Raw genomic sequence first — 22,238 nt, forward strand, 5'->3', positions numbered from 1 at the left:
GGCATGGAGCGCACGAGCGGCGTCGACGAGCAGGTGATCTCCCTGCCCAAGGGCGGGGGCGCTGTCCAGGGCCTCGGCACGACCATCGACATCGACCTCAATACGGGCACGGCGGGCTTCAGCGTTCCCTTCGAACTGCCGGCCGGTCCGGGAGGAGTCCGACCGGAACTGGCGCTGCGGTATCACAGCGGCGGCGGCGACGGGGTGTTCGGGATGGGCTGGGGTCTGGGCCTGCTCGCCGTGACACGGCGGACCGAAGGGCGCCTCCCCGAGTACACCGAGAACGACGAGTTCGCGATCCCCGGGGTGGAGAACCTCGTCGCCCTCAGCGGTGACCGGTACCGTCCGCTGGTCGACACTGTTCACTGGCTGATCGAGCGTCAGGGTGAGGGCTGGACGGTCACCGACACCAGCGACCGCGTCCACCGTCTCGGGTTCGACCCGGCCGCGCGCATCGCGGACACCTCGGACGGAACCGAACGTGTCGGCGCCTGGCTGCTGGAATCGCTCACCGACGCCTTCGGCAACACCGTCGCCTTCACCTGGGAGCCGGACGGCCCGCAGCGCTACCTGCGGACGGTCCGCTGGGGCTCCTACACCCTCACCTTCACCTATGAAGACCGCGAGGACCGGCTGCTGGACGGGAGGTACGGCTTCCTGGTCGCCACGAATCGCCGCGCGAGCACGGTGGACCTGACCGTCGACGACATCCCTCAGCCGCTCGTGCGGTCATGGCGGTTCACCTACGACGACGCGGACGGACAAGGCCGCTCCCACCTGGCGACTGTCACCACCGTCGGACACTCCGAGGACGGCGGCACCCTGGAGGGCCGGCCGCTGACGTTCCGTTACGCGACCCGTGGTACCGCCACGCTGAAGCGCTTCACCGGAGCGGTGCCGCCGAACCTCGCCTCGCGCAGGGTCGAGCTCGTCGACTGGGACGGCGACGGCCTGCCCGACCTCCTCGACCTCGGCGGCGGTCTGCCGCGCCTGTGGCCCAACAAGGGCGACTGCACCTGGGGCGAGGCCCGCACACTGACGAGGATGCCCGCACCGTACCGGCTCGACCGCGCGGCGGTCGCGTTCGCCGACATGAACGGCAACGGCACCGCCGACCTGGTCGTCGCCGACCGTCCGTTGCCCGGCTACTACCCGCTCACGCCGGGCGGCGGCTTCGGCCAGCCCGTGCAGTGGCGGCGCTCACCGGCCGCCGCCCTCGCCCGCCGTGACAGCCGGCTCGTCGACCTCGACGGGGATGGTGTCGCGGACCTGATGACAAGCCTCGGCCGCACGTTCGCCCTCCACCTACGCGACGGCGACGGCTGGTCGGCGCAGCCGCGCGTACTCCCGGAACATCAGGCACCGCCGGTGGACCTGCGCGACCCGCACGTCGCGCTGGCCGACATGACGGGCGACGGACTGGTGGACCTGGTCCGCGTGGACGGCGGCGGCGTCACGTACTGGCCCGCACTGGGCAACGGCCGCTGGGCCGACGCCGTGCGCATGACCCCCGCCCCCGCGCTCCCGCCGCGCTACGACCCCGCCGACCTCTACCTCACCGACGTGGACGGCGACGGCTGCGCCGACCTCGTACACGTCGGTCCGGGCCGGGTCACTGTGTGGTTCACCACCGGAGCCGACCGCCTGAGCGACCCCGTGGTGATCGAAGGGACGCCCGCGCTGCCGCCCGGCGGGGTACGGCTCGCCGACATGACCGGCACCGGCACCGCAGGCGTGCTGTGGACCGCGCCGTCCACCCGCACCGGCCTTCCCGGCCCGTATGTGTTCCTCGACCTCACCGGCGGGGTCAAGCCGCACCTGCTGACCGGGATCGACAACGGGCTCGGGCTCACCACCACCGTGAAGTACCGCTCGTCCACCTCCTACGCCCGCGAGGACGCCGCCGCCGAACAGCCATGGCGGACCTTCCATCCGGTCGCCGTCCCCTGCGTCGGGCGTGTCGAGCGGACCGACGCGGCGACCGGTGTCACCTCCGCGACCGAGTACCACTACCGGGAGGCCCGATTCGACCCGGACGCCCGGGCGTTCCTGGGCTTCAGCGAGGTGACCGCCGACACCATCGGGGACGAGACCGCCCCCTCCACGCGGGTCGTGACGACGTTCCACGTCGGTCTCGACCCCGCCGACCCGCAGCGCCCGCTCTCCACCGACGAGCGGCTGCGCCTCGGAGCGCTGCGTCGCCGCGTGCTGTCCACGACCACCTACGGACTGGACGGCTCCCCGCAGGCGGACCGCCCGTACCACGTCGTCAGGCACAGCTACGACGCCCATGTCGTGACGGCGCCCCGTGGCGCCCACATCGTCGTCCCCTTCGAGCGGCGGACCGTCGAGGAGACCTGGGACCGCGGCGCCGCGCCCTTCGCCGTCCGTGAAGTGGACTACCTCGACGTCGACACCGCCGGCAATGTGCGCCGGCAGCGCAACCGTGCCTACCGGCCCGGACAACCCACCGCCGACCAGGACGTGACGACGGAGGTGACCTTCGCCGACGGCGGGGTGAACCTCCTTGCCGTACCCGCCCGCGTCACCCAGCGGGATGCGGACGGCGTGCTGCTCGGCACAACCGTCACCTACTACGACGGCCCCGACCACATCGGCCTGCCCGAAGGGCTCGTCGACGCGGGCGCCGTGACCCGAATCGAGGACCTCGCCCTCACCGACGAGATCGCGGCCGCCGTGTACGGCCCGGACCAGCCGGACTGGGAGTCGCTCGGCTACCACCGCCTGCCCGGGGAGCCGGGCTGGTGGGTGACCCGGCGCAGCCATGCCCGCTCCGCCTCAGGGGCCGGGACCATACTGGTCACTCGCACTCCGCTCGGCCACGACACGCGGCTGGAGAGCGACCCTACGGGTCAATACCCCCGGAGCGCGACCGACCCGATGGGCAACACGTTCACCGCCGAGGTCGACCGGCGCACCGGCCAGGTCGCCGCCGTCACCGACCCGAACGGCCACACCACCCGGGACGAGTTCGACGCGCTGGGCCGAGTGAGCGCCACCATCCAACCGGGCGACACCTCGGCGCTGCCGACCACGAGCTACACCTACGACACCGCCGCCGCACCGGTACGGCTCGCCGTCGCCCGCCGGATCGCCGCCGGCATGCCCTCAACGCATTCCACCTACGAGTTCAGCGACGCCGCAGGGCGCCGCATCGCCGCGATCGTGCCCGGGGAGGGCGGCACGGACCGGTCCTACCTCGTCACCGAATTCCGCCGGTACAGCAGCCAGGGATACCTTGCCGAGACGGCGGTGCCCTTCTACGTCGACGCGCCCGTGTACGTGCCGCCCAGCGACGGTGTACAGCGCGTCAGCATGCGTTACGACGCGCTGGGGCGGCTCGTCCGGCAGGTGGTGCCCGGCGTCGAGGTCGTCGAGCGCGCATACGCGCCGGGCGGTGTGACGATCTCCAGGACCGCCCCGGGCGGCCCGCCGCGCCCCATGGAGATCCAGGAACACGACGCGCTGGGCCGCACCCTGTCCGTCGGCCGCAACGACGGGACCCGATGGGTCCGAGCCGTCTACACCTACGACCACGCCAACCGGATCGCTTCCGCGACGACCCCCGACGGAGCGGTCACCACCGTGACCTACGACCTGCTCGGCCGCCCGCTGCTCCGTATGTCGGCGGACACCGGCCGCGTCGTCTCGGTGGTCGACGCGGCCGGAAACCAGGTCCGCCGAACACTGCCGACCGGTCAGACCGTCCTCACCACCCTGGACCCGCTCGGCCGGGTGACCGAGGTGCGCGAGGAGAGAGCCGCCACACCCGAGATCAGGTACTCCTATCTGGACAGCGGTTCCCCGCTGCCGACCGACGGAGCGCGGAACCGGATCGGCCGGCTGTACCAGGTCGCCGACCGGCTCGGCACGATCACCTTCGCCTACGACCCGGTGGCCCGCCCGGTGGAGTCGGTGCGCGCCGTGACCGCGCTGGGCGGGACGCCGTTCGTCACGACCACGGACTACGACCGCCTCGGCCGGCCGGTCACGGTCACGCTGCCCGAGACGGCGCCTGGCGCGGGCCGACGGCTGTTGCGCTTCGCCTATGACGCGCGCGGGCTCATCGCTTCCTGCCCGGGGCTGGTGACCTCCGTCGAGCGGGACACGGCCGCACGCATCACCCGCATGGTGTTCGCCAACGGCACCGAGAACCTCGCCGCGTTCGACCCGGTCACCGGGCGCATGACCAACCAGCGGGTACTCGCCGGCGACGGCACGGTACTGCGCGACGAGACATTCACCTTCGACGAGCGGGGCAACCTCGCCGGTGTCACCGGCCCGCGATCCGAGGAGACCGTCACCTACACCTACGACGGGTTGAACCGGCTCACGCACGCGGCATACGGCAGCGGTGAGCGGTTCGGCTACGCCTACTCCGACTCGGGCAACGTCATCAATGTGGACGGGGTAGGCGAACTGCACTACGCGCCGGGGGGCGGCGCCACGCTCGTCTCGGCCGGCGCGGACAGCTATGGCCACGACGCCGCAGGGCGCCTGACCTCGGCGCCGTACGGGACGCTGACCTTCGACGGTTTCGACAACCTGCGCACGCTCGTGACGGCAGAAGGCGCCCGCCTGGACTACGACTACGACTTCCGCGGCCAGAAGGCGGTCACCTACCGGGACGGCGCACTGGAGGCGGTCTCGGTCACGCCCCATCTGGAGAAGCAGGGCGACGATTTCGTGCTGTGGCTGCCCTTCGGCGATATGCGGGTGGCAGCGGTCTGCGGCGGGAAGCAAGTATTCGTCCACCCGGATCTGACCGGCACACCGACGCTGTTCACCGGCGCCGACGGCAGCGAGCTGCGACGGCTCTCGTTCGGGCCGTACGGCACTCTGCGGCAGGACACGGCACCGGGCGCCGGCACAGCCGCGACCGGTGCCGGGCTGGTCTGTCTCGGACGCCGCTGGTACGACCCGCGCCTGGGCCGTTTCATCAGCCCTGATCCGATCGTCCCCGGTGTGTTCGGCATCGACGCCTGGAACCCGTATGTCTACGCGCACGACAACCCGGTGGCGTTCGTCGACCCGAGCGGGTGCGGCTTCTGGGACGTAATGGCGATCGTCGGCGTCGGCCTGGTCGTCGCGACGCTGATCGTGGGAGCAGTGTTCACGGGAGGCGCGACGCTGTGCGTCCTCGGCGTGGCCATCAACGTCAGTGCCGGCATGATGGCGACGACCGCTATCGGCATCGCCGGAGGGGCCGTTGTCGGCGGCATCGCGGCGGCCCGTGCGGGAGGCTCGGTCGGCGCGGGCGTACTGGTCGGCGGGCTCCTCGGCGGCATCGGCGCCTTGGCCGGCGGTGCGGCAGGCGCCGCGGCGGGCGGGATCTTCAACAGCGCGGGCACGGCCACAACGCTCAGCTATGTCGCAAGCGGCGCCGTGCAGGGCGCGATCGCCGGCGCCGGCACCGGGGCGGCGATGGGATTCGCGGGCGGCAAGGGGACCGCCGGGGGCTTCTTCCGGGCCATGTGGAAGGGAGCGGCGTGGGGCGCGGCGACCGGAGCGCTGCTCGGCTTCGGAGTCAAAGCCGTGCTGGTCGGATTCGGCAGCACTCCGCCGGACAACTACCTCATGATCGGCACCCTGCAGAAATTCGACCCGTCGGAGACCGCCGAAGCCGGTCTGTGGTCGGCGAAGTCCCTGAACTACTTCGACAACGCGGCGTCCACCGGCTTCGACTTCGCCAGTGAGGCCAACAGCATCTCGAGCAGCGGCGTCAGCGGATTCAACGGGAACGGAATCACCGAGTTCGTCAACACCGGCAACATCCAGGGCGCGAGCGGGAAGTTCGAGGCGGTCTTCGACATCACCGGCGGCAACGTCGGCGGTGTGCTGCTCGGCCGTAGTGGCGCACTGATCTGCATTCCCATCGGGTGGGTGCCGCAAGCGACACTGTCCGTCGGCGGAGTGACGTCGGCGGTCAACCTCTCGATGGTGCTGGACTCCAGCGGCAAGATGTCCTACGCGGACCAACTGGTGTTCGTCGGGAACGCCGTACCCGTCCTCGATCTCGCGCTCGGCGCCTTCGAAGAGTTCAAGTACGGCTGGTGGGAAGACGGCAAGAACGGGTTCTCCCAATGGTTCCACTCCGCGCCCGCCTCCGGTGAAGACCCGGGCGCAGGTTCGTGACCGTGTGGGTGCCGGCAATCCCCCGGAAGCGTGGAGGCTCCCTCTCTGCGGCTCGGGCTTGTGCTTCACCGCGCCCGCGCCGAACCGGCTGTGGGTCACCGATCTGACCGTGATCCCCACCAGCGAGGGCCCGCTGTGGCTGTCCGCGATCCACGACGCGTTCTCCCGGCCCGGACAGCTGATCCATCATGCCGACCACGGCTGCCAGTACACGTCCATCAAGCTCACAACCCGCTTGATATGGGCGGGAATTGAGGCGTCCATGGGGTCGGTCGGGAACTCGTACGACGCGGTCCACGCCCGCACCCTCGGCATCGACATCACCGCCGCCGTCGCCGTCGCCGTCGCCGTCAACTGGCAGCGAGCCGCCGCTGGAGACTGGGCCGCCTACGCAGCCGAAGTCAGTCGCCGCACTTCACCACAACCTCCGGTCCAGGAACCAGGAGTACCGACATGAGATTCGACGATCACCGCGTGGTCATTACCGCCGCCGGCCGCGATTTCGGACGCACTTTGGCCATCCGCCTCGCGGACCTCGGCGCCGAGGTCTTCCTCTCCGCACACACGCCGCCGCTGAACGTGTCCGCGACGAGATTCGCGGCCGAGGGCACCAGCAGGTCCACGCCTTCGCCTGCGACCTGACCGACCCGGCCTCGATCCGCGACTTCGCTGCCGCCGTCGCCCGTCACACCGACCGCATTGACGTGCTGATCAACAACGGCTCCCGCTACCTCGAAGGACCAGACCTCCAATCCGCATCCGACATCCAAGCGGCTGCGGCCCCAGGGGGTCCGGGTGATCTCCCTCTACCCGCCCGACCTCGACAACCCTGACCCGCTCTCCGAGCAATGGGAGACCACACCGCGCGAGGCCAAGGACGCCCTCACCGCGCAGTCGCTCGTGGAGTGCATCCTCTTCGCCGTCGCTCAGCCCCGCGACTGCTTCATCAAGGCGTTCCACTTCGAACAGGTCTGACCGATTCCTGGCCGTCCACGCACGGCGACTAACACCGGGGTCCGGGGCGGTACATGGGCCCCGGGCTGGGGGTATTCAGACAGTTCCAATACCCGAGCCCACTGTCACCGCCCTGCAGTTCGACCGTCGAGGCAACCGCGTCTGGCGCAAAGCACAGGCGATGCTGGACTCCGAACACGTACGGCGGGCCATCGGAGAAGTCGCCACGGCCTGTGGCATCTGTCTGGAGCCGCACAACGTCGCAGCCAGCGGGCGAAGTTGCCCGCTTCGCTTCCGCTGCGTCGGCTGCGCCCACTTCCGCACCGACGTCTCCTGCCTTCCCGACCCGGAGCGCTACCTCCCTGATCTGCTCCGCAGCCGCGAGCTGCTCATGTCGGCGTTCGAGGCCGACGACTGGGCCCGCATCGAGGAAGCCGTCGCCGTGGTCCGCCGCAGCCGCGTGGTGATGCTGGGCATGCCCCGCGTCGGCCAGCCACTTCCCGATGTCAGGCCCTGGAGGCTGCCATGATCCCCACCATGCGCGACGGCCGCCAGGCCGACACCGAGCGCCACCGCCAGCGGGTGGCCACAGCGGTCAGGAACGCCGCGAAGAACGGCACCCCGATCAGTGTCTCGGTAACACAGGACCCGGCCGGCAGATCGCCGGTCAGCCGGGCCTCGCTCCAGACCGACCTCGCCAACGCACAGGCCCGCAACACCCCACTGGCCGCCCGCATCCAGCACCTGGAGAAACGGCTGTCGCAGACGCTGGGAGCTCAGGCATGGCAGGAGTCAGGGCTCGGAGCCCCCGCTGACATCGACGAACTCCAACGGAAGATCACAAGGCTGGCACAGCAGAACGTCGGCCGCTCGACAACTGGATGGCTCCTGCTGCGGGGCGTGTGGTGCGCAGCTCCGGGCAGAAATTGAGGCCACACTCCAGTCAGCGGGATGCGGGAGTCGTGGGGGTGTCGTTCTGGGCGCCCGGCAGCGCTGCGTCTACGGCTGCCTCGGCGTGAAGTCGTGCGGTGGGGAAGACCGGAACGGGGCTGTCCCCACGACCGATGAGAAGCTCGATTTCAGTGCAGCCCAGGATGATGCCTTCCGCGCCATCGGCAACGAGGTCCTTGATGACCTTCTGATAAGCGGTGCGCGATTCGTCCCGCACAATTCCGAGGCAGAGCTCCTCATAGATCACTTGGTGCACTAGCGCGCGCCCGGCGGTATCCGGGATGCGGACGTCGAGCCCGGCCGCTTCGAGGCGGCCTCGATAGAAGTCCTGCTCCATGGTGAACGCCGTGCCCAGCAGTCCGACCCGGCGAACGCCCGATGCCCGTACGGCGTCTGCGGTGGCGTCGGCCAGGTGCAGCAGAGGAATGGACACCGCCGCCCCGACAACGTCGGCGACCTTGTGCATGGTGTTGGTACAGATGAGCACCATGTCAGCGCCGGCTGCCTCCAGAGACTGAGCAGCCGCAGCCAGGATCTCGCCAGCATCCGCCCAGCGTCCCTGGACCTGCAACTTCTCAATCTCCGCGAAATCCACCGAATAGATCACGCATCTGGCTGAATGGAGCCCGCCAAGCCGGTCGCGCGTGAACTCGTTCAAGAACCGGTAGTACTCCGCTGTCGACTCCCAGCTCATCCCGCCGATCAGCCCGATCGTCTTCATCGCCCCGCTCCTCACATTGACTCCGAGTGGCATCCTGCTCACCACCGAAAATCCTTCCATAAGTGAAATAAGCGACGTGATCAAGTGCCATAAGGCTTACTTTGGTCGGGGAGGTGAGCAGTCCTGCGGGATGCCGTCTTCCAGGACCGGGCGCGCAGGCCCGCTCCGATCGCCCGTTGGACGGAATGTCCACCTGGTCGTCACTCGGCGGCAAGCCGTCACGCTTCGAACGGCCGGGACGTCCTGCGGCGTAATCTCGCCCACGCCCTTCCTGTCGCCGAGATTCATCGGCGCAACGCGTCGCCTTTCGTCGGTTCTCCCACCGGCCATCGGATGAAGTGGGGTCATCTGCGTCGCAACGGATCACCAAGACGGTTCATCGGTTCGGGAGGCACTCAAGCCCACCGGTGTTCGATGTTCATGAGGAGCGACAGCACCGGTCCGCGAGCCGGGCGGACCACCCCTACGCAGCGCCCGGGACCCGACGGCGAACCGTCTCCGCGACATCCTGGAGACCGGGCGACTCCGGTGTCACTCGGAGGTGCAGCGCGGCGAGCAGCAGGCAGAGCGCGGCCATCGTGGACCACAACGTGGTCGTCCCCGCGCGGGCGAGCAGCTGGGTGCCGAGGATGGGGGCAAGCGTCGCGGCAACGCCCCAGCTGGTACCGAAGACGGCCAGGTAACGGCCGCTTCCGCCAGGCGGTGCGAGGCCGGTGACGAGCGCGTAGACGCGGCCCATGACCAGCAGGTCGCCCAGACTCCACACGGCAGCCGCGGCGAGCAGCGCCGGCAGGGTGCGGGCGAGGGCGTAGCCGCTCAGCCCCGCAGCCAGGAGGAGATGGGCGAGGGCGAGCGCGGCGGGCGTCGTGAGCCGGGTCGCCCAGGGCAGCCGGACCAGCGGCTGGGCGAGCACGGTGGTGGCCGCGGTGGCGGTGAACAACAGTCCGGCGTCGGCGGCGGGCAGGCCCTGCCGCGCGAGCGCGAGCGGCAGGGTCATCACGGTCTGCTGATTGATCAGGGCGTAGGCGGTTCCGGTGGCCAGGACGCTCAGCAGGGCTCGGTCCCGCAGCGGTTGCACGGCGGTGCCGTCCTGGTCCGCTCCGGGCGGTGCCGGACGGTCGTGGGGAAGGGCGAGCCTGATCAGCAGCGCGCAGGCCAGGCACGTCGCGGCGTCGGTGACGAAGAGCCAGCGCAGGTCCCAACGCCCGAGCAGGGCGGCAAGCAGCCCGGCGCCCATGCCGCCCGCCGCAAGCGCGGCGCTGAACAGGCTGAACGCGCGCACCCGTTGCCGCTCCGGCACCGACTCGCCGATGATCGCCTGGCTCGGCGGTTCGTAGAGCTCGAAGGCCAGCCCGAGCAGCACCGCCGCGGTGACCGCCCAGGTGAGCGACGCGGAGGCCGCGATCGCCAGCTGTGCCACGGCGCATCCGCAGAGCCCGAGCACGATGGTCGTGCGCCGGCCGATCCGGTCGGCGAGTGTTCCCCCCGCCAGCCGTGAGGGAATTGTCGCTAACCCGAAGGCGGCGCTGACCAGCCCGGCGGTGGTCAGGCTCGTGCCGCGGTCGGCGCAGACCAGCGCGGTGAGGAAGGGCAGTGAGAAGGCTCCGAGCCGGTTGACGACCCGGGCGAGCAGCAGCAGGCGGACGGTGCGTGGCAGAGGTTCGGAGCGCAGCACAACACATCCCGTCACTGGTCAATCATCTATTGTCAGTGACGGACACCGTAGGCAGGCGAAAGGTAACTGGTCAAGTGTTGTTCGACAGTCACATGCGTACCCTGCTCGATGCTTCGGTCGCGCTCGTCAACGCGCTGACCGACGGTGAGGCGCGCGGCCGTCGCTACCTCGCCCCCGAGGGCTCCGAACGCGTCGGCGCGGTCCGCGCGGCACTCTCCGCCGGGGCGGACCTGGGACTCGGCGAGGCCGACCGGCTGGCCGACACCGCCCGCGCCCTGCGTACCGTGTTCGAGGCCGTGGCCGCTGACCGGCTCGACGACGCGGCTCCCGCCCTCAACGCGCTGCTGCGCGAGACCGGCGCCCGCCCCCAGCTCGACCGGGCTCCCGGGGAGCCATGGCAGGTCCACTTCCACGGCGCCGACGACTCCTATGCCGTCGGTTGGAGCGCCGGCTGCGCCACCGGCCTCGCCATGGCCCTCGGCGGCGACTACGCCGGCCGCCTCGGGGTCTGCGCAGCCCCGCGCTGCGACCGGGTCTATGTGGACACGTCCCGCAACGCCGGCCGCCAGTTCTGCTCGACGGCGTGCCAGAACCGGGTCAAGGCAGCGGCGTTCCGGGCGCGGCGCGCGAGCGACGAGGCGTGAGCCTCAGTCCCTCGCCTGTGCGAACCGAGCGGTGCGGGCGATCGCAGACTGACCCGAAACGGGGCGTCAAACTCCTCCGCACGACGGCCTACTACTTCGGCGCTTCGAGACGGTGCAGGTGTCGACGCCTGCCGTGACAGAACAGCTAGGGCTGCACGGGGCAACGCCGGACGCTGTCGAATCTGGGGTTCTGACTCACTTTTCGTGGAGGGCTGACTGGGTGTGATGTCAGTGGTGTGTGGTGGGATGGCCGCACTCTGCTGCTGTGACCTGCTGGGAGTCCGCCTTGACGCCCGTGTACTCGTCTCTGACCCATGCCCTGGCCGAGGCCTTGGTCGACGTCCTGTGGTTCATCGAGGGCAGTGAAGACGAGCAGATGGATCCGGACGACGCCGTCAAGGTCCTGGAGGGTGTCGCCCACCTGGTCAGCAAGCTGTCGAGCGACCAGCGGAGCGAATTGATCGACCTGCTCGGGACGATGGCGGAAGCGGAGTCCGACCCCTCGCGGCGTGCCTCCTGGGAGGGTTCCCGGAGGGCTTCGAACTCCTTGATGATGTGGTCTGACCTGTGCCTCAGGTCGCGAAGTTGGCCCGCTGCCCCGAACTGGACACCGCCACCGAACACGTCCGCTGCGACGCAGCAAAACGATCAAAGAGCAGCTCTATGGACGAGCCGGATTCGAACTACTCCGCAAGATGATTCTGCTTCAGCGGCCTCCGCGGTCACTGCCCAGCATCTGCGTCAGAGTTCGGAAGTCCAGATTGCGACGGGGTGCTCCTTTGGTGGCAGCCATAGTTGAGGCTGCGATTCCCGGTGCCTCTGCTCAGCCTGTCCTTCCCAGTGAAAGCGGCCTCCCGCGTCGGGCCACGTAACTTGAAGGACGGTGAAGGGAGGCCGCCGATAGAAGCCCATAGCTCGCCCGAAGAACGTCCGATACCACCGCAGGTCGACGTTCCTGAGCGCGACTTGGTGGCCGTCGACAACGCCTTGATGCTGTTGGCCGTCCCCCAGTGACGCGCCAAGGGCAGCCTTCATCGGTATGGCTTTGGTCGATGAGGAGGAACGCCAGCGGGCCAAGCGGGCCCACCAGGTCGCCTTGTTTCGCCATCAGTTGATCCGTGAGACGGCCGACCCTGCCCTCGGCCCGGCTCAGCGCGGGGCGATGGTCCGCGAGATCGCCGCCCGCACGCACACCGATCCGTTCGGCATGCCGGTCAAGATCGCCCGGGGCACCCTCGACCGGCCGAGCGGCTGATCGCCGACACCTTCGCCGTCGCGGACGCCTGCACGGTCGAGCCCGTCCGCGATCTCGGGCTGGGGACCCCGCACTTCCCCGAACCGTCCGTGGTCGGTGCGGATCCGGGGCCGGGTGGGGCGATGCGGCTGCTGCGGCAGCGGTGCGAGGCCGGCATGGTCACCCGCGGCCTCGACCTCGACCAGCGGGCCATGGACCAGCGCAGCCTCATTCGGACCGCTGTGGGAGCTCGCCGAGGGGTTGGACGCGCTGCCGCGGGGGATCGCGATGCACCCGTGCGGCGTGATTCTGTCGAACTCGACGCTGCTGGACCGGTTGCCGGTGCAGGGTCCGCGAGTTGATGCGCAATGGTTCCTGGGGAAACTCGTGAATCCGCGCCTGATACGCATTCACTGCGCCCGTGCTCGGTGCGCAATCAGGACTACGGAAGCATCAAAGCGGTCACCGTGAGTAGGAGCTGGGCAATCAGCTCTCTGAAGTGCTGGTCCTCGACCGGTGCGTATCCGCAGCCCTCCTGGCTACAGTCCGACTTGTGGTCCCGACTGCAGGACCCCGCCAACTCGCCCCACCAGCGCAAGGACCCGCCACATGACCCCCGACGACCTATTCGACGAGATCGCCACCGACCTCGCCCCTCGCGGCGCAACCGCCGGAGCGATGTTCGGCAAGCGCGCTCTCAAGGCCCACGGCAAGGCCTTCGCCTGTCTCAAGGGCGACTTGCTCGCCTTCCGGCTCGGCGACGGCACCTCCACCCACACTGAAGCCCTCACCCTGCCCGGCGCGGAACTGTTCGACCCCTCCGGCAAACACCGCCCCTTCAAGGACTGGGTCGCCATCCCCGTCGCCCACCCCCATACCTGGCCCCACCACGCCGAGACCGCCCTCACCGGCCTCAACAAGTGAACCAATCCTCCAAAGCCCCGAAGTCGGGCCGCCTGGCACGTGTCTCTTTGACGGGTTGGCCGGTTGATCGGATGTGTCTGTCCGGTTAGTGATCACTGATGAGGTGTGGGACCGGATCGCGCCGCTGATGCCGGCCGATCCGGTCCGCGGCCGACGGTGGGCTGACCATCGCCGCACGCTCGAAGCCATTGCGTGGAAGTACCGCACCTGCTCGCCTTGGCGGGACCTGCCCGCCGAGCTCGGTTCCTTCCAGACCGCTCATAAACGCCTGATCAGGTGGGCCGTCGACGCCACGTGGGAAAGGATCCTCGCCGCCGTCCTGGCCGCGGCCGACGCCGACGATATCGGCGTCGGAGCCATTCTGGATAGCCCCGATTACCGGGCTGAGCCCGCGGCAGTTCGGCAAGCTGGTCACTGCGATGCGGAGCGAAGGTACGAACGCAGAACGCAAGGGCCGACCATGGAGCCTGACTATGGCGGACCGGATCCTGCTCGTAGCGGCCTACCGGCGTACGAACCTGACGCTGCGACAGCTCGCGCCGCTGTTCTGGGTGTCGAAGTCGGCCGCCAACCGCATCATCGGCCACCTCGGACCGTCGCTCGCGTTTCAGCCCCGTCAGCGGTTCCGTAAGGACACCGTGCTAATCGTCGACGGCACACTCGATTCGTCGTCGCCGTCGGCCGGCCGGTCACGGGCAATCGCAACGATTGCAAGGCGTGGGAACTTTCCGGTGCGAAGGCCGCCGTCGGCCGGGCCACGGTCATCGCGGACGGCGGCTACCGGGGCACCGGCCTGCTCATCCCGCACCGCCGTGAACGCGGCCAGACCGAACTGCCAGCTTGGAAGGAGGAGCACAACACCTCCAACCTCGCCCTCACGGGATAAGTCCCGCCCCATACGAGACCAGAGAGGTCCGAGGGAGGCGGCTCCCCGTCTCTCCGAATCGGAGAATGCTCAGTCGATACAGAACTCGTTACCCTCGATGTCCAGCATCGGGATGCACGAATCATTGCCGTCATACAGCGTTCGCACGTGTACCGCGCCGAGCGGGACCAATCGTGCGCATTCGGCCTCAAGTGCGGCGAGGCGCTCTTCACCCACGAGCCCGGTGCCGACCCGCACATCAAGATGCAGCCGGTTCTTGGCGGCCTTCCCTTCGGGGACGCGCTGGAAGTACAGTCGCGGGCCCACACCTGAGGGATCTATGCAGGCGAACCATGAATCCCGCTGCTCAGGTGGCTGCGAGCGCTTGAAATCGTCCCAAGTGGCAAACCCCTCCGGAGGCGGCGGCACGACGTACCCCAACACCTCGCACCAGAAACGAGCGAGGCGCTCAGGTTCTGCGCAGTCAAAGGTGACTTGGAACTTCTTGATCTCTGACATCGGCGCACCATACCAGGGGGACTCTGCCGTACCTGGCGGCGGAGCCCACCGGTGGTCCCCAGGATCCAGTCCTGGCCAACCACCCTCATGCCAAAGATCAGTTACGGGACAGCCCTTGGGCAAGGAGAAACCATGACTGAGATCACCGCTACGAAGCGGCCGACGACGCCGGACTGGTGTCGGCGTCCATCTCGTCCGCTCGCGTCGCCGCCAGTTCGGCCAGCACCTCCGGCAACGTCGGCTCGTCGGTCGCGGCGACGGGGAAGACGGGCGGCATCGCGCTGCGGCGGGCCGGGCAGGTCGGCGCGGGTTCGCCGCCGAGTATCCATCCCCATGTCGTCAGCGAGATCCGGTAGATCCGCGCGGCGGACTTCGCGATGCTCGCACCGGTGAGGTATCGCTCGACCGCCGCGGTGTACGACGCCGGAGCGGCGGACAGGGGCACGACCCGGGCGCGCGGCAGCCGGAGCGCGCCCCCGCTCCCGAGTTCGGTCGCTGGTTCGATCGCCATGCCCGCCCCGCCCTCCCGCGCGCTGCCGCAGTAAATGCGTACACCTCGCCCCGGCGGTCGGAGCACTCCGCCGCAGGTCTCGTTGATCACGGCGGAGACCCTGCTGCAGTAAATCCCGTATCTACTGCAGCAGGTGCGTTGTCAGGTCTGCACCCGTCGAGTGAAGCGGCGCAGGGCGAGGTAACCCAGAGCGGCGGTGCCGACGGTGAGGGCGGTGAGGTAGGCCCAGGTGGGCATGTGGCCGGTGGAGGGCGTGAGGTTGGCGCGTAGGCCCTCGCTCATGTAGACGAGCGGGTTGGCGAGGGTCAGGACCTGGACCCAGCGGATCGGGCGCAGAGCGGTCCACGGGTAGTAGACGCAGCCCAGCATGGTGGCGGCCAGGAGCAGGCCGAGCAGCGCCCCGAAGGCGGAAGCGTCGACCGCGGTTCCGAGCAGCAGCCCGAGTGTGGAGGCGAGCAGCGCGCTGAGTACCAGTGTGGTCAGCAGCAGGGGCCAGTTGTCGATGTGGGCTCGGGGCGCGTTGCCGGGGGCGTGGACGAGCCAGACGATCGGGACGACAACGAGGGTCGAGACGAGGCCGAAGATCGCGGACGAGGTGATCTTCTGCAGGCCCAGGGCCCAGACGGGCAGGGGCGCCAGGGCGCGGTCGGTGATCTCGCGGCCGGGGCCGAGTTCGGCGGCCAGCGGCCCGGTGACGGACATGATGCTCTGCAGCGTGAGGGTGCTGGCGATCAGGCCGGGCAGCAGGATCGTGGAGAACGAGGTCGCACCGCCCAGTCCGCTGCCGATGCTGGGCATGACGTAGGCGAAGGCGAAGGTGAACAGCAGCGGCTGGAGGCCGACCTGGATGAGCAGTGCGGGCAGGTTGCGGCCCAGGACGTGGAGGTCGCGACCGGTCAGCGCGAGGTAGGCGTGCCAGGCGGCCCGGCGGGACGTCAGCGGGCGGGGGGTGGTGGCGCTGGGGTTCGCGGTGCTCATGGCGTGTAATCGCGTCCGGTCAGGGTGAGGAAGGCGGTCTGCAGGCTGGGGGTGTGGTGGTGGCATCGCGGACGGTGAGGCCGACCGCGCCGCCGATTCGCAGCAGGTGGCCCAGGACGCCGTCGGGATGTGTGGTGCGGACCCGTACGGTCGGGCCGTCGACGGTCACGTCGTGGGGGCCGCCGGGGATGCTGTGGAGGGCGTCGGTGGCCGGGGTGGCATCGGCGTCGTAGTGGACAGTGATGACCGTCTGCGCTCCGCTGGACGCCTTGATCGCCTCGGGGGTGTCGCAGGCGAGCAGGTGCCCGTGGTCGATGACGGCCAGGCGCTGGCACAGGACCTCGGCCTCGTCGAGGTAGTGGGTGGTGAGCACCACGGTCTGGCCGGTCTCGTGCAGGCTTGTGATGATCCGCCAGAGGTCGTCGCGTGCCTGGGGGTCGACGCCCGCGGTGGGTTCGTCGAGGAAGAGCACCTCCGGCAGGTGCATCAGGGCCCGGCCGATCATGACGCGGCGGGCCTGGCCGCCGGAGAGCTGGTGGGCTTTGGCGCCGGCCTTGTCGGCGAGGCCGAACTGCTCCAGCAGTTCGAGCGCGCGACGGCGGGCGGCTGGGGCGGGCATGCCGAAGTAGCGGCCACGGAAGGCCAGGTTGTCCGCGACGGTGAGCGCGCGGTCCAGGGTGTTGGCCTGGGAGACCACACCGATGCGGGACTTGACGCCGACCGGATCGGTACTCACCTCGCGCCCGGCGACCCATGCCTTTCCGGCGCTGGGCGCGACCAGGGTGGTGAGCATGCCGATGGTGGTGGACTTGCCGGCGCCGTTGGTGCCGAGCAGGCCGAAGAACTCACCCTGGTGGACCGTCAGGTCCAGGCCGTCTACGGCGACAAGGCCGCCCTGCGCACGCGGATAGACCTTGCGCAGGCTCTCCGTGCGGATGGCTGTCGGGGCGTGGGCCGTGGTGGCGGCTGGGGCGAGGGGCGGTGCGGGGGCGGGGGTTGGATTCATGTGGGTGCTCCAAGGTGCGGATGAGGCATCCGTCGGGAGGCGTGCCGGGGGTTATGGGGCGGGGGTGTGGCCGGGCAGGCCGGTGCCGCCGAGGCGGGTCAGCAGCGCGGACAGCTGGCCGATGTCCTCCTTGTTCCACGGGGGCGCGGCGAAGATCTCGACGGCGATCTGCACGGCCGTGGTGAGCATGTCCGTCAGGCGTGCGCGGCCGGTGTCGGTCAGTGCCGCGTAGGCCACCCGGCCGTCACGGGCGTCCGTCTCGCGCGTCACCAGCCCGATGCGCTCCAGCGGCGCCAGCCCCCGGGTCACCCCGGAGGCGGTCAGACCCAGCGCCTCGGCCAGGTCCACCCGGCGCATCCGGCCGCCGGGCGCCTGCTCCAGACGCAGCAGCATCGTGAAGTCGGCCAGGCTCACACCGTGCAGCTTGAGTAGTCAAGGATTTGTTTAGTTGATGGCCGGACTGAGTCCTTGGACAGGAGCTCGGGGTACCGGGGTCCTGCGACCGAGGCGTGAGCCTTCCGAACGTGATCGTTTGGTTCGGGTTGGGTGGGCATGAACTCCGGTTGATGGAGGGAGAGATGGGCGCGGTTCGTCCGTTCGTCTCGCTCGTGGAGGTGGCTGGTGCCGTCGGTGCTCGGTCTGCTGGAGTCCCGGGAGAAGAAGGTCCGGGAAGAGATTGCGTGGTTGCGGGAGGAGGCCGAGCGGGTGCGGGCGGCGCTCGTCGAGGCGGAGAGCAGGCTGGCGCGGCCGGCCGATGCCCGGGTGACAGTGGCCGAGGTGCTGGCCGAGCCGCCTTCCGCGTTCGCGGAGCCGGTGGCAGGCGCGGTGGCGGAATCGCTGGTGCCACGACGGACCGAAGGTACGACAGCGTCGGCCCTGCCTCCCGACTGTCAGCGGATCGTGTGCGTGCTGGAGTCGGAAGCGGGCCGGGAGGGCATGCGGTGCCAGCAGCTGCCCGTGGTCCTGGGTCTTCAGGCGGTCCCGGCGAGAGTCGAGGGGCTGCGGTCGAAGGCGAAACGCCAGGTGGAACGAGGGTGGGCGCTCCAGATGAGGTTGGGGGTGTTCACCCCGCTCGCGGCGCCGGCCGGCTGAAGGCGCCTGGCCTCATGCATGGCGGGCAGCGTCTCGTAGTCACGCACCAGACGGCGCGCGCGCATCAGCCAGCACGCAGCCGCTCGAGCAGTGGGACCGCGGCGTCGCGGTCCTGCACGCTCGCCGCGGTCACCACGACGGCCAGGACCAGGCCGAGGCCGTCCACGATCGCGGCCGTAGCGTGCCAGGTGGTCAGACCGATCAGCGGCAGCGCCGCGGCCTCCTCGTGGCTGATCCCTGCGGGCTTGCGAGCCAACTACCGCGCGGGGGTAACCAGGTACTCGGCGTTCGCCCCGGCCGCGGCCGGGAAGTACGCCATCCCATAGACCTCGACGCCGGACTTGAACCGGTGCACACCCGGATCGACCTGCTCTGCCACCCCGGAGACGTCCCGGCCCAGGACGAAAGGCGGCTCGCCCAGCAACGGGAGGGCGCCGGAGCGGACGAACAATTCCACCGGGTTGACACTGGTCGCCCTGACTCGGACCAGCACCTGCGTCGGTCCAGGTGCCGACTCGCATTCCGGCATCAAGATCAACTGGCCGCGTCACGCGGGGTGACGCTGAATTCAAAAGGAATGGTCCCGGGATCCAGCGCGGTCACGCCGCCGTCCACTGTCAGAGCAGCACCATTGACGAAGGACGCTGCCGGCGACAGCAACCAGGCGATGGCTTCGGCAACCTCGCGCGGGTCACCGGGGCGACGTGCTGGCAGCAGCCGGGTGGCCTCATCGTATGCAGCCTCGACGCCTTCGGAGACCAACCCGGCGTCCTCAGCGAATCGGGCCATACGGCGGTCCGCCATCTCTGTGCGCACCCAGCTGGGGCACACCGTGTTGGCCCGCAGGCCACGCGGCCCATAGTCCACGGCCAGCGACCGGCACAGCTGAAGCAGCGCCGCCTTGGACGTGGCGTAAGCGGCATTACCCACCCCGTTGCGCAGGGCAGAGACCGAAGCGACCGCGACGACGGATCCTCGGACCTGGAGCAGATGCGGCAATGCCGCTCGCATCACCAGGAAGGGTCCGGTGAGATTGGTACTCATTACCAACTCCCAGTCCTCGTCGCTCAGTTCCCCGACGCCCCCGCTGCGCCCCACTCCCGCGTTGACGACCAAACCATCGAGCCGACCGAATCGCGCAACCGTTGTTTCAACGAGGCGATGGACCGCTTCCGGGTCCGTGGTGTCAGCAGGGCAGGCCAGGGCGCCGGTCTCCGCGGCGATGCGGTGCAGCGGATCCGGTCGCCGCCCGGAGACTACAACTTCGTGCCCAGCCCCTCGCAACAGCCGAGCAGTTGCCGCGCCGATGCCGGTTCCTCCCCCGGTCACGACCACAACACGCTGATCCCTCACGAACGTTCGGCCTCCTACCGCGGAAAGATGACTGACGTGATCTTATGCAGCTGCGGAGGGTCGACAAGAGTCGGCATGGCTTAACTCGACCACATCAAGCCGAACTTGGGCTCTGCGGCAGTAGCACAGCCACCGACACAGGCCTGATGTCCAGCCTGTCGGCGCGGCGCCACAGGTCAGTCCAGCACCGAATGCGGCAGCACCGGGCACTGGCCGCGTTTCGGGTACCCCGCGGCGGCGTCCTGCGCGAGCAGGAGCGGGATGGCGGCGGCGCCGGTGGTGCCGACGGATTCGACGTTGTGCAGTTGGCTGCTGTCGATGAGGCCGAGCCGGCGGGCGACGAAGTCGGTGATCCGGACGTTCGTCTGGTGCGGCACCAGGTAGTCGATGTCCGTGGTGGCGTGGTGCACCCGGTCGCCGCGACAGCCTGTTCGGAGGTGGCCACCATGTGGCGACTACGGGGCTGGACCACCATGCACTCGGAGATCGAGGCTGACTGGACGAAGAAATGTCGGCACACAAGCCGAGTTCGGCATGTGCGCGCCAGAACAGCAGGCCACTCGTGTGCCCTTGTGGCCGGCGTTGGAGTGGCCTACCGGACGATGCGCGCGGCTGCCCCGTCTTCGGGGTTCCCGTACTTCGAGATCAGCTGCGTGTCGCTCATGCGGTCGACTTCTTCGTTCCTTTCGACTGGAAAGATCACGTGGGTGCCCTTGTCCGTCCAGTACTCGACGATGCGGTGTGTGTCGGTGGCTCGGCTCATCCTGTGCTCCCTTTGGTGCGTGGGATTCAGGGTGCGTCTGTGCAGGTTGAGGGTCAATGAGAAAAGGGTCTTCCGTTTTGGCCGGCGGCAGCGTAGGTTCCGTTCACCCCGTGTCGGCGCCTTGAGGCGCTGGCCCGCCGGTCCCGGGGCGGCGGGCCACGCGGGGGCCAAATGCTTGAGACGGTCTCCTCAAGAGCAGCCGGAGGTCAGGTACCGGTGGTGGGCTGGTCTCACCGCCGTCCGTAGCGCCGCTGTAGGGGCGAAACGGCAGCACCGGCGCCCGTCCGCCGGAGGGTCTGGCACGCCGGACCCGCCGACGGTGATCGGGCGCGGGAGGATGGGTCAGGTCTGCCGGGCGTGCACCGGCTGGTTGGCGACCTCGTCCGGACACTTCCGGTGCGGTCGGCGTATCCGCCGGTCGCGCCTCCAGTCGAACGTCGCGAGGGCCAGGGACGCCGCCATGCCGACGAGGGCGGCGCCCAGCGCAGTGACGACTGCGCCGCGGTAGTCGTCGCCCTTACCGAGCACCAGGTAGAAGAGGCCGGGGAGGGCGGCGGTACCCACCGCGGCGCCGAGCCGCTGGCCGGTCTGCAGGGCGCCACCCGCCGCGCCCGCCATGCGTACGGGCACGTCACGCAGGGTCATGGTGATGTTGGGCGACACCACAAAGCCTCCACCGATGCCACCGAGGAACAGGACCGGGGCGGCGGCCCAGGGAACGACGTGGAGGGGCGCGAAGCAGAGCAGCAGCGCGGTGACACCCAAACCGACGATCACGCCCGTGAGGCCGCACACGGTGAGCAGGCGGCCGAGCCTGTCCACCAGCCGGCCGGAAACCACGGCTGCGCCCGCCGAGCCGAGGGCGAAAGGGGTCACGGCGAGGCCGGAGCGGAGCGGGGAGAAGCCGAGACCGTGCTGGTAGAAGAGGGCGAAGACCAGCCAGAGGCCGCTGAAGCCGATGAAGTACAGCGTGCCGACGCCGACTCCGACGGCATATCCGCGAACGGTGGTGAACAGACGCGGGTCGAGCAGCGGCTGGACGCCGCGAGCGGCGAGGTGCCGCTGCCACTGGGTGAAGACGGCGAGGACTGCGCCGCCGACGAGGAACAGCCACCACAGGTGGCCGAGGCCGCCGGAGGCCGCCTGGACCAACGGGTACATGAGCGCGAGCACGCCGAACCCGAGGAGCAGGACGCCGGACAGGTCCATGTGTCCCCGCCCGGACCGCCGGGTGTGGGGCAGCAGGCGGCGGCCGAGGAGGACGGCGAGGATGCCGATGGGGACGTTGACGTAGAAGATCCAGCGCCAGCCCTGGGCTCCGGAGGCGAGGGCGATGATGGCGCCGCCGGTGAGGGGGCCGACGGCGGAGGAGATGCCGACGGTGGCGCCGAAGAAGCCGAAGGCGCGGCCACGCTCGGCACCACGGAACAGCTGCTGGATGAGCGCGGAGTTCTGGGGCGCCATGAAGCCTGCCGCCAGGCCCTGGGCCAGGCGGGCCACCACCAGCAGCGTGATGTCGGGGGCCGCGCCGCAGGCCGCGCTGAAGATCACGAAGAGGCTGAGAGCCAACAGGAAGATACGGCGACGGTCCATGGCGTCGCCGAGGCGGCCGGCGGTGACAAGGGCGAGGGCGAAGGTGAGGGCGTATCCGGAGACCACCCACTGCACCTGTGTGGGGGAAGCGTGTAGATCGCGCTGGACGGTGGGCAGGGCGACCGCGACGATCGTCACGTCGAGCAGGCTCATGAAGCCGGCCACCAGGGTGACCCACAGGGCCCGCCACCGGTGCGGATCCGGCTCGTATCCGGCCTCCTGAGTGCCCGGGTCCCGACCGCCTGCCGCTGGCGTCGACGCCGCCACGTGTGCTCCTCTCACCAGGGCCGCACCCGGAC

General features: G+C 69.6%; 22 protein-coding genes and 4 pseudogenes. 12 read left to right on the forward strand and 14 right to left on the reverse strand.

Annotation, left to right across the window (positions count from 1 at the left end; all coding sequences use genetic code 11):
• Positions 1–3: 3 nt before the first annotated feature.
• The 5 genes and pseudogenes from ACWD35_RS23295 (at position 4) to ACWD35_RS23315 (ending at position 8,040) form a co-directional block, all read left to right on the forward strand.
• Positions 4–6,156: a toxin TcdB middle/N-terminal domain-containing protein gene (locus tag ACWD35_RS23295; protein WP_451353213.1), complete on the forward strand. Its 6,153-nt coding sequence runs from the start codon at positions 4–6 to the stop codon at positions 6,154–6,156.
• Between the two features lie 58 nt (positions 6,157–6,214).
• Positions 6,215–6,613: a hypothetical protein gene (locus ACWD35_RS23300; protein WP_451353214.1), complete on the forward strand. Its 399-nt coding sequence runs from the start codon at positions 6,215–6,217 to the stop codon at positions 6,611–6,613.
• Positions 6,610–7,131 (forward strand): annotated as a pseudogene (locus ACWD35_RS23305) (SDR family oxidoreductase). The gene ACWD35_RS23300 and the pseudogene ACWD35_RS23305 overlap by 4 nt, the downstream one beginning before the upstream one ends.
• Before the next feature lie 160 nt (positions 7,132–7,291).
• Positions 7,292–7,639, forward strand: a complete 348-nt coding sequence (locus tag ACWD35_RS23310) for a hypothetical protein (protein ID WP_451353215.1) — start codon at positions 7,292–7,294, stop codon at positions 7,637–7,639.
• On the forward strand, positions 7,636–8,040 hold the full coding sequence (locus ACWD35_RS23315) for a hypothetical protein (RefSeq protein WP_451353216.1): 405 nt from the start codon (positions 7,636–7,638) through the stop codon (positions 8,038–8,040). Before ACWD35_RS23310 ends, ACWD35_RS23315 begins: the two co-directional genes overlap by 4 nt.
• A gap of 13 nt (positions 8,041–8,053) precedes the next feature.
• Here ACWD35_RS23315 and ACWD35_RS23320 read toward each other — a convergent pair whose 3' ends face one another.
• Positions 8,054–8,782, reverse strand: a complete 729-nt coding sequence (locus tag ACWD35_RS23320; protein WP_451353217.1) for an aspartate/glutamate racemase family protein — start codon at positions 8,780–8,782, stop codon at positions 8,054–8,056.
• 463 nt (positions 8,783–9,245) lie between these two features.
• Positions 9,246–10,472, reverse strand: coding sequence for an MFS transporter (locus ACWD35_RS23325; RefSeq protein ID WP_451353218.1), 1,227 nt, complete (start codon positions 10,470–10,472; stop codon positions 9,246–9,248).
• Between the two features lie 77 nt (positions 10,473–10,549).
• Between ACWD35_RS23325 and ACWD35_RS23330 the strand changes: the two genes are divergently transcribed.
• A complete protein-coding gene (locus ACWD35_RS23330) occupies positions 10,550–11,101 on the forward strand; it encodes a CGNR zinc finger domain-containing protein (protein ID WP_451353219.1) in 552 nt (183 codons plus the stop codon).
• 741 nt (positions 11,102–11,842) lie between these two features.
• Here ACWD35_RS23330 and ACWD35_RS23335 read toward each other — a convergent pair.
• Complete coding sequence (locus ACWD35_RS23335) at positions 11,843–12,136, reverse strand: DUF4262 domain-containing protein (RefSeq protein ID WP_451353220.1); 294 nt, start codon at positions 12,134–12,136, stop codon at positions 11,843–11,845.
• Positions 12,137–12,140: 4 nt separating this feature from the next.
• Here ACWD35_RS23335 and ACWD35_RS23340 point away from each other — a divergent pair, with 4 nt between their 5' ends.
• The 5 genes and pseudogenes from ACWD35_RS23340 to ACWD35_RS23360 all read left to right on the forward strand — a co-directional run.
• The gene (locus ACWD35_RS23340; protein ID WP_451353221.1) at positions 12,141–12,356 is read left to right on the forward strand and encodes a hypothetical protein; all 216 of its coding nucleotides are present in this window, start codon (positions 12,141–12,143) and stop codon (positions 12,354–12,356) included.
• Positions 12,350–12,683: pseudogene (locus ACWD35_RS23345) on the forward strand (hypothetical protein); the annotation flags it as partial. The gene ACWD35_RS23340 and the pseudogene ACWD35_RS23345, both read left to right, overlap by 7 nt.
• 261 nt (positions 12,684–12,944) lie before the next feature.
• Positions 12,945–13,259, forward strand: a complete 315-nt coding sequence (locus ACWD35_RS23350) for a hypothetical protein (protein WP_451353222.1) — start codon at positions 12,945–12,947, stop codon at positions 13,257–13,259.
• 73 nt (positions 13,260–13,332) lie between these two features.
• A pseudogene (locus tag ACWD35_RS23355) lies at positions 13,333–13,680 on the forward strand (transposase); the annotation flags it as partial.
• Positions 13,601–14,127, forward strand: a pseudogene (locus ACWD35_RS23360) (transposase family protein); the annotation flags it as partial. The pseudogenes ACWD35_RS23355 and ACWD35_RS23360, both read left to right, overlap by 80 nt.
• Positions 14,128–14,214: 87 nt before the next feature.
• Here the strand turns inward: ACWD35_RS23360 and ACWD35_RS23365 are convergent.
• The 5 genes from ACWD35_RS23365 to ACWD35_RS23385 all read right to left on the reverse strand — a co-directional run bounded on the left by ACWD35_RS23365 (position 14,215) and on the right by ACWD35_RS23385 (position 17,552).
• Positions 14,215–14,643 carry a VOC family protein gene (locus ACWD35_RS23365; RefSeq protein WP_451353223.1) on the reverse strand — a complete coding sequence of 143 codons (429 nt, stop codon included), beginning with the start codon at positions 14,641–14,643 and terminating at the stop codon, positions 14,215–14,217.
• A gap of 148 nt (positions 14,644–14,791) precedes the next feature.
• Positions 14,792–15,154 (reverse strand): hypothetical protein, encoded by a 363-nt coding sequence (locus ACWD35_RS23370; RefSeq protein ID WP_451353224.1) that lies wholly within the window; start codon positions 15,152–15,154, stop codon positions 14,792–14,794.
• 141 nt (positions 15,155–15,295) lie between these two features.
• A complete protein-coding gene (locus ACWD35_RS23375; protein ID WP_451353225.1) occupies positions 15,296–16,132 on the reverse strand; it encodes an ABC transporter permease in 837 nt (278 codons plus the stop codon).
• 19 nt (positions 16,133–16,151) lie between these two features.
• A complete protein-coding gene (locus tag ACWD35_RS23380; protein WP_451353226.1) occupies positions 16,152–17,138 on the reverse strand; it encodes an ABC transporter ATP-binding protein in 987 nt (328 codons plus the stop codon).
• 51 nt (positions 17,139–17,189) lie between these two features.
• Positions 17,190–17,552, reverse strand: coding sequence for a MarR family winged helix-turn-helix transcriptional regulator (locus tag ACWD35_RS23385; RefSeq protein ID WP_451353227.1), 363 nt, complete (start codon positions 17,550–17,552; stop codon positions 17,190–17,192).
• A 207-nt stretch (positions 17,553–17,759) separates the two neighbouring features.
• On the opposite strand from ACWD35_RS23385, the gene ACWD35_RS23390 reads away from it, so the two are divergent.
• Positions 17,760–18,230 carry a hypothetical protein gene (locus ACWD35_RS23390; RefSeq protein ID WP_451353228.1) on the forward strand — a complete coding sequence of 157 codons (471 nt, stop codon included), beginning with the start codon at positions 17,760–17,762 and terminating at the stop codon, positions 18,228–18,230.
• Positions 18,231–18,294: 64 nt separating this feature from the next.
• On the opposite strand, the gene ACWD35_RS23395 is transcribed toward ACWD35_RS23390, so the two are convergent.
• The 6 genes from ACWD35_RS23395 to ACWD35_RS23420 form a co-directional block, all read right to left on the reverse strand.
• Positions 18,295–18,486, reverse strand: a complete 192-nt coding sequence (locus ACWD35_RS23395) for a hypothetical protein (RefSeq protein WP_451353229.1) — start codon at positions 18,484–18,486, stop codon at positions 18,295–18,297.
• Entirely contained in the window at positions 18,487–18,759 is a 273-nt protein-coding gene (locus tag ACWD35_RS23400; RefSeq protein ID WP_451353230.1) for an alcohol dehydrogenase catalytic domain-containing protein, read from the reverse strand. It lies immediately after the preceding gene.
• A 5-nt stretch (positions 18,760–18,764) separates the two neighbouring features.
• Entirely contained in the window at positions 18,765–19,583 is an 819-nt protein-coding gene (locus ACWD35_RS23405) for an SDR family NAD(P)-dependent oxidoreductase (RefSeq protein WP_451353231.1), read from the reverse strand.
• Between the two features lie 176 nt (positions 19,584–19,759).
• Complete coding sequence (locus ACWD35_RS23410) at positions 19,760–19,993, reverse strand: 3-oxoacyl-[acyl-carrier-protein] synthase III C-terminal domain-containing protein (RefSeq protein WP_451353232.1); 234 nt, start codon at positions 19,991–19,993, stop codon at positions 19,760–19,762.
• Positions 19,994–20,175: 182 nt separating this feature from the next.
• Positions 20,176–20,346 carry a hypothetical protein gene (locus tag ACWD35_RS23415; protein WP_451353233.1) on the reverse strand — a complete coding sequence of 57 codons (171 nt, stop codon included), beginning with the start codon at positions 20,344–20,346 and terminating at the stop codon, positions 20,176–20,178.
• Positions 20,347–20,688: 342 nt separating this feature from the next.
• On the reverse strand, positions 20,689–22,206 hold the full coding sequence (locus ACWD35_RS23420) for an MFS transporter (protein WP_451353234.1): 1,518 nt from the start codon (positions 22,204–22,206) through the stop codon (positions 20,689–20,691).
• Positions 22,207–22,238: the final 32 nt, after the last annotated feature.

The organism is Streptomyces sp. NPDC002671 (assembly GCF_053592475.1).

Excerpts from the sequence above, each read along its gene's own strand:
- ACWD35_RS23340 (WP_451353221.1), top strand. The coding sequence starts at position 12,141 with ATGGCTTTGGTCGATGAGGAGGAACGCCAGCGGGCCAAGCGGGCCCAC.
- ACWD35_RS23415 (WP_451353233.1), bottom strand. The coding sequence starts at position 20,346 with ATGAGCCGAGCCACCGACACACACCGCATCGTCGAGTACTGGACGGAC.
- ACWD35_RS23370 (WP_451353224.1), bottom strand. The coding sequence starts at position 15,154 with ATGGCGATCGAACCAGCGACCGAACTCGGGAGCGGGGGCGCGCTCCGG.
- ACWD35_RS23310 (WP_451353215.1), top strand. The coding sequence starts at position 7,292 with ATGCTGGACTCCGAACACGTACGGCGGGCCATCGGAGAAGTCGCCACG.
- ACWD35_RS23380 (WP_451353226.1), bottom strand. The coding sequence starts at position 17,138 with ATGAATCCAACCCCCGCCCCCGCACCGCCCCTCGCCCCAGCCGCCACC.
- ACWD35_RS23400 (WP_451353230.1), bottom strand. The coding sequence starts at position 18,759 with ATGCCGGAATGCGAGTCGGCACCTGGACCGACGCAGGTGCTGGTCCGA.
- ACWD35_RS23350 (WP_451353222.1), top strand. The coding sequence starts at position 12,945 with ATGACCCCCGACGACCTATTCGACGAGATCGCCACCGACCTCGCCCCT.
- ACWD35_RS23335 (WP_451353220.1), bottom strand. The coding sequence starts at position 12,136 with ATGAAGGCTGCCCTTGGCGCGTCACTGGGGGACGGCCAACAGCATCAA.
- ACWD35_RS23375 (WP_451353225.1), bottom strand. The coding sequence starts at position 16,132 with ATGAGCACCGCGAACCCCAGCGCCACCACCCCCCGCCCGCTGACGTCC.
- ACWD35_RS23320 (WP_451353217.1), bottom strand. The coding sequence starts at position 8,782 with ATGAAGACGATCGGGCTGATCGGCGGGATGAGCTGGGAGTCGACAGCG.
- ACWD35_RS23295 (WP_451353213.1), top strand. The coding sequence starts at position 4 with ATGGAGCGCACGAGCGGCGTCGACGAGCAGGTGATCTCCCTGCCCAAG.
- ACWD35_RS23330 (WP_451353219.1), top strand. The coding sequence starts at position 10,550 with ATGCGTACCCTGCTCGATGCTTCGGTCGCGCTCGTCAACGCGCTGACC.
- ACWD35_RS23365 (WP_451353223.1), bottom strand. The coding sequence starts at position 14,643 with ATGTCAGAGATCAAGAAGTTCCAAGTCACCTTTGACTGCGCAGAACCT.
- ACWD35_RS23315 (WP_451353216.1), top strand. The coding sequence starts at position 7,636 with ATGATCCCCACCATGCGCGACGGCCGCCAGGCCGACACCGAGCGCCAC.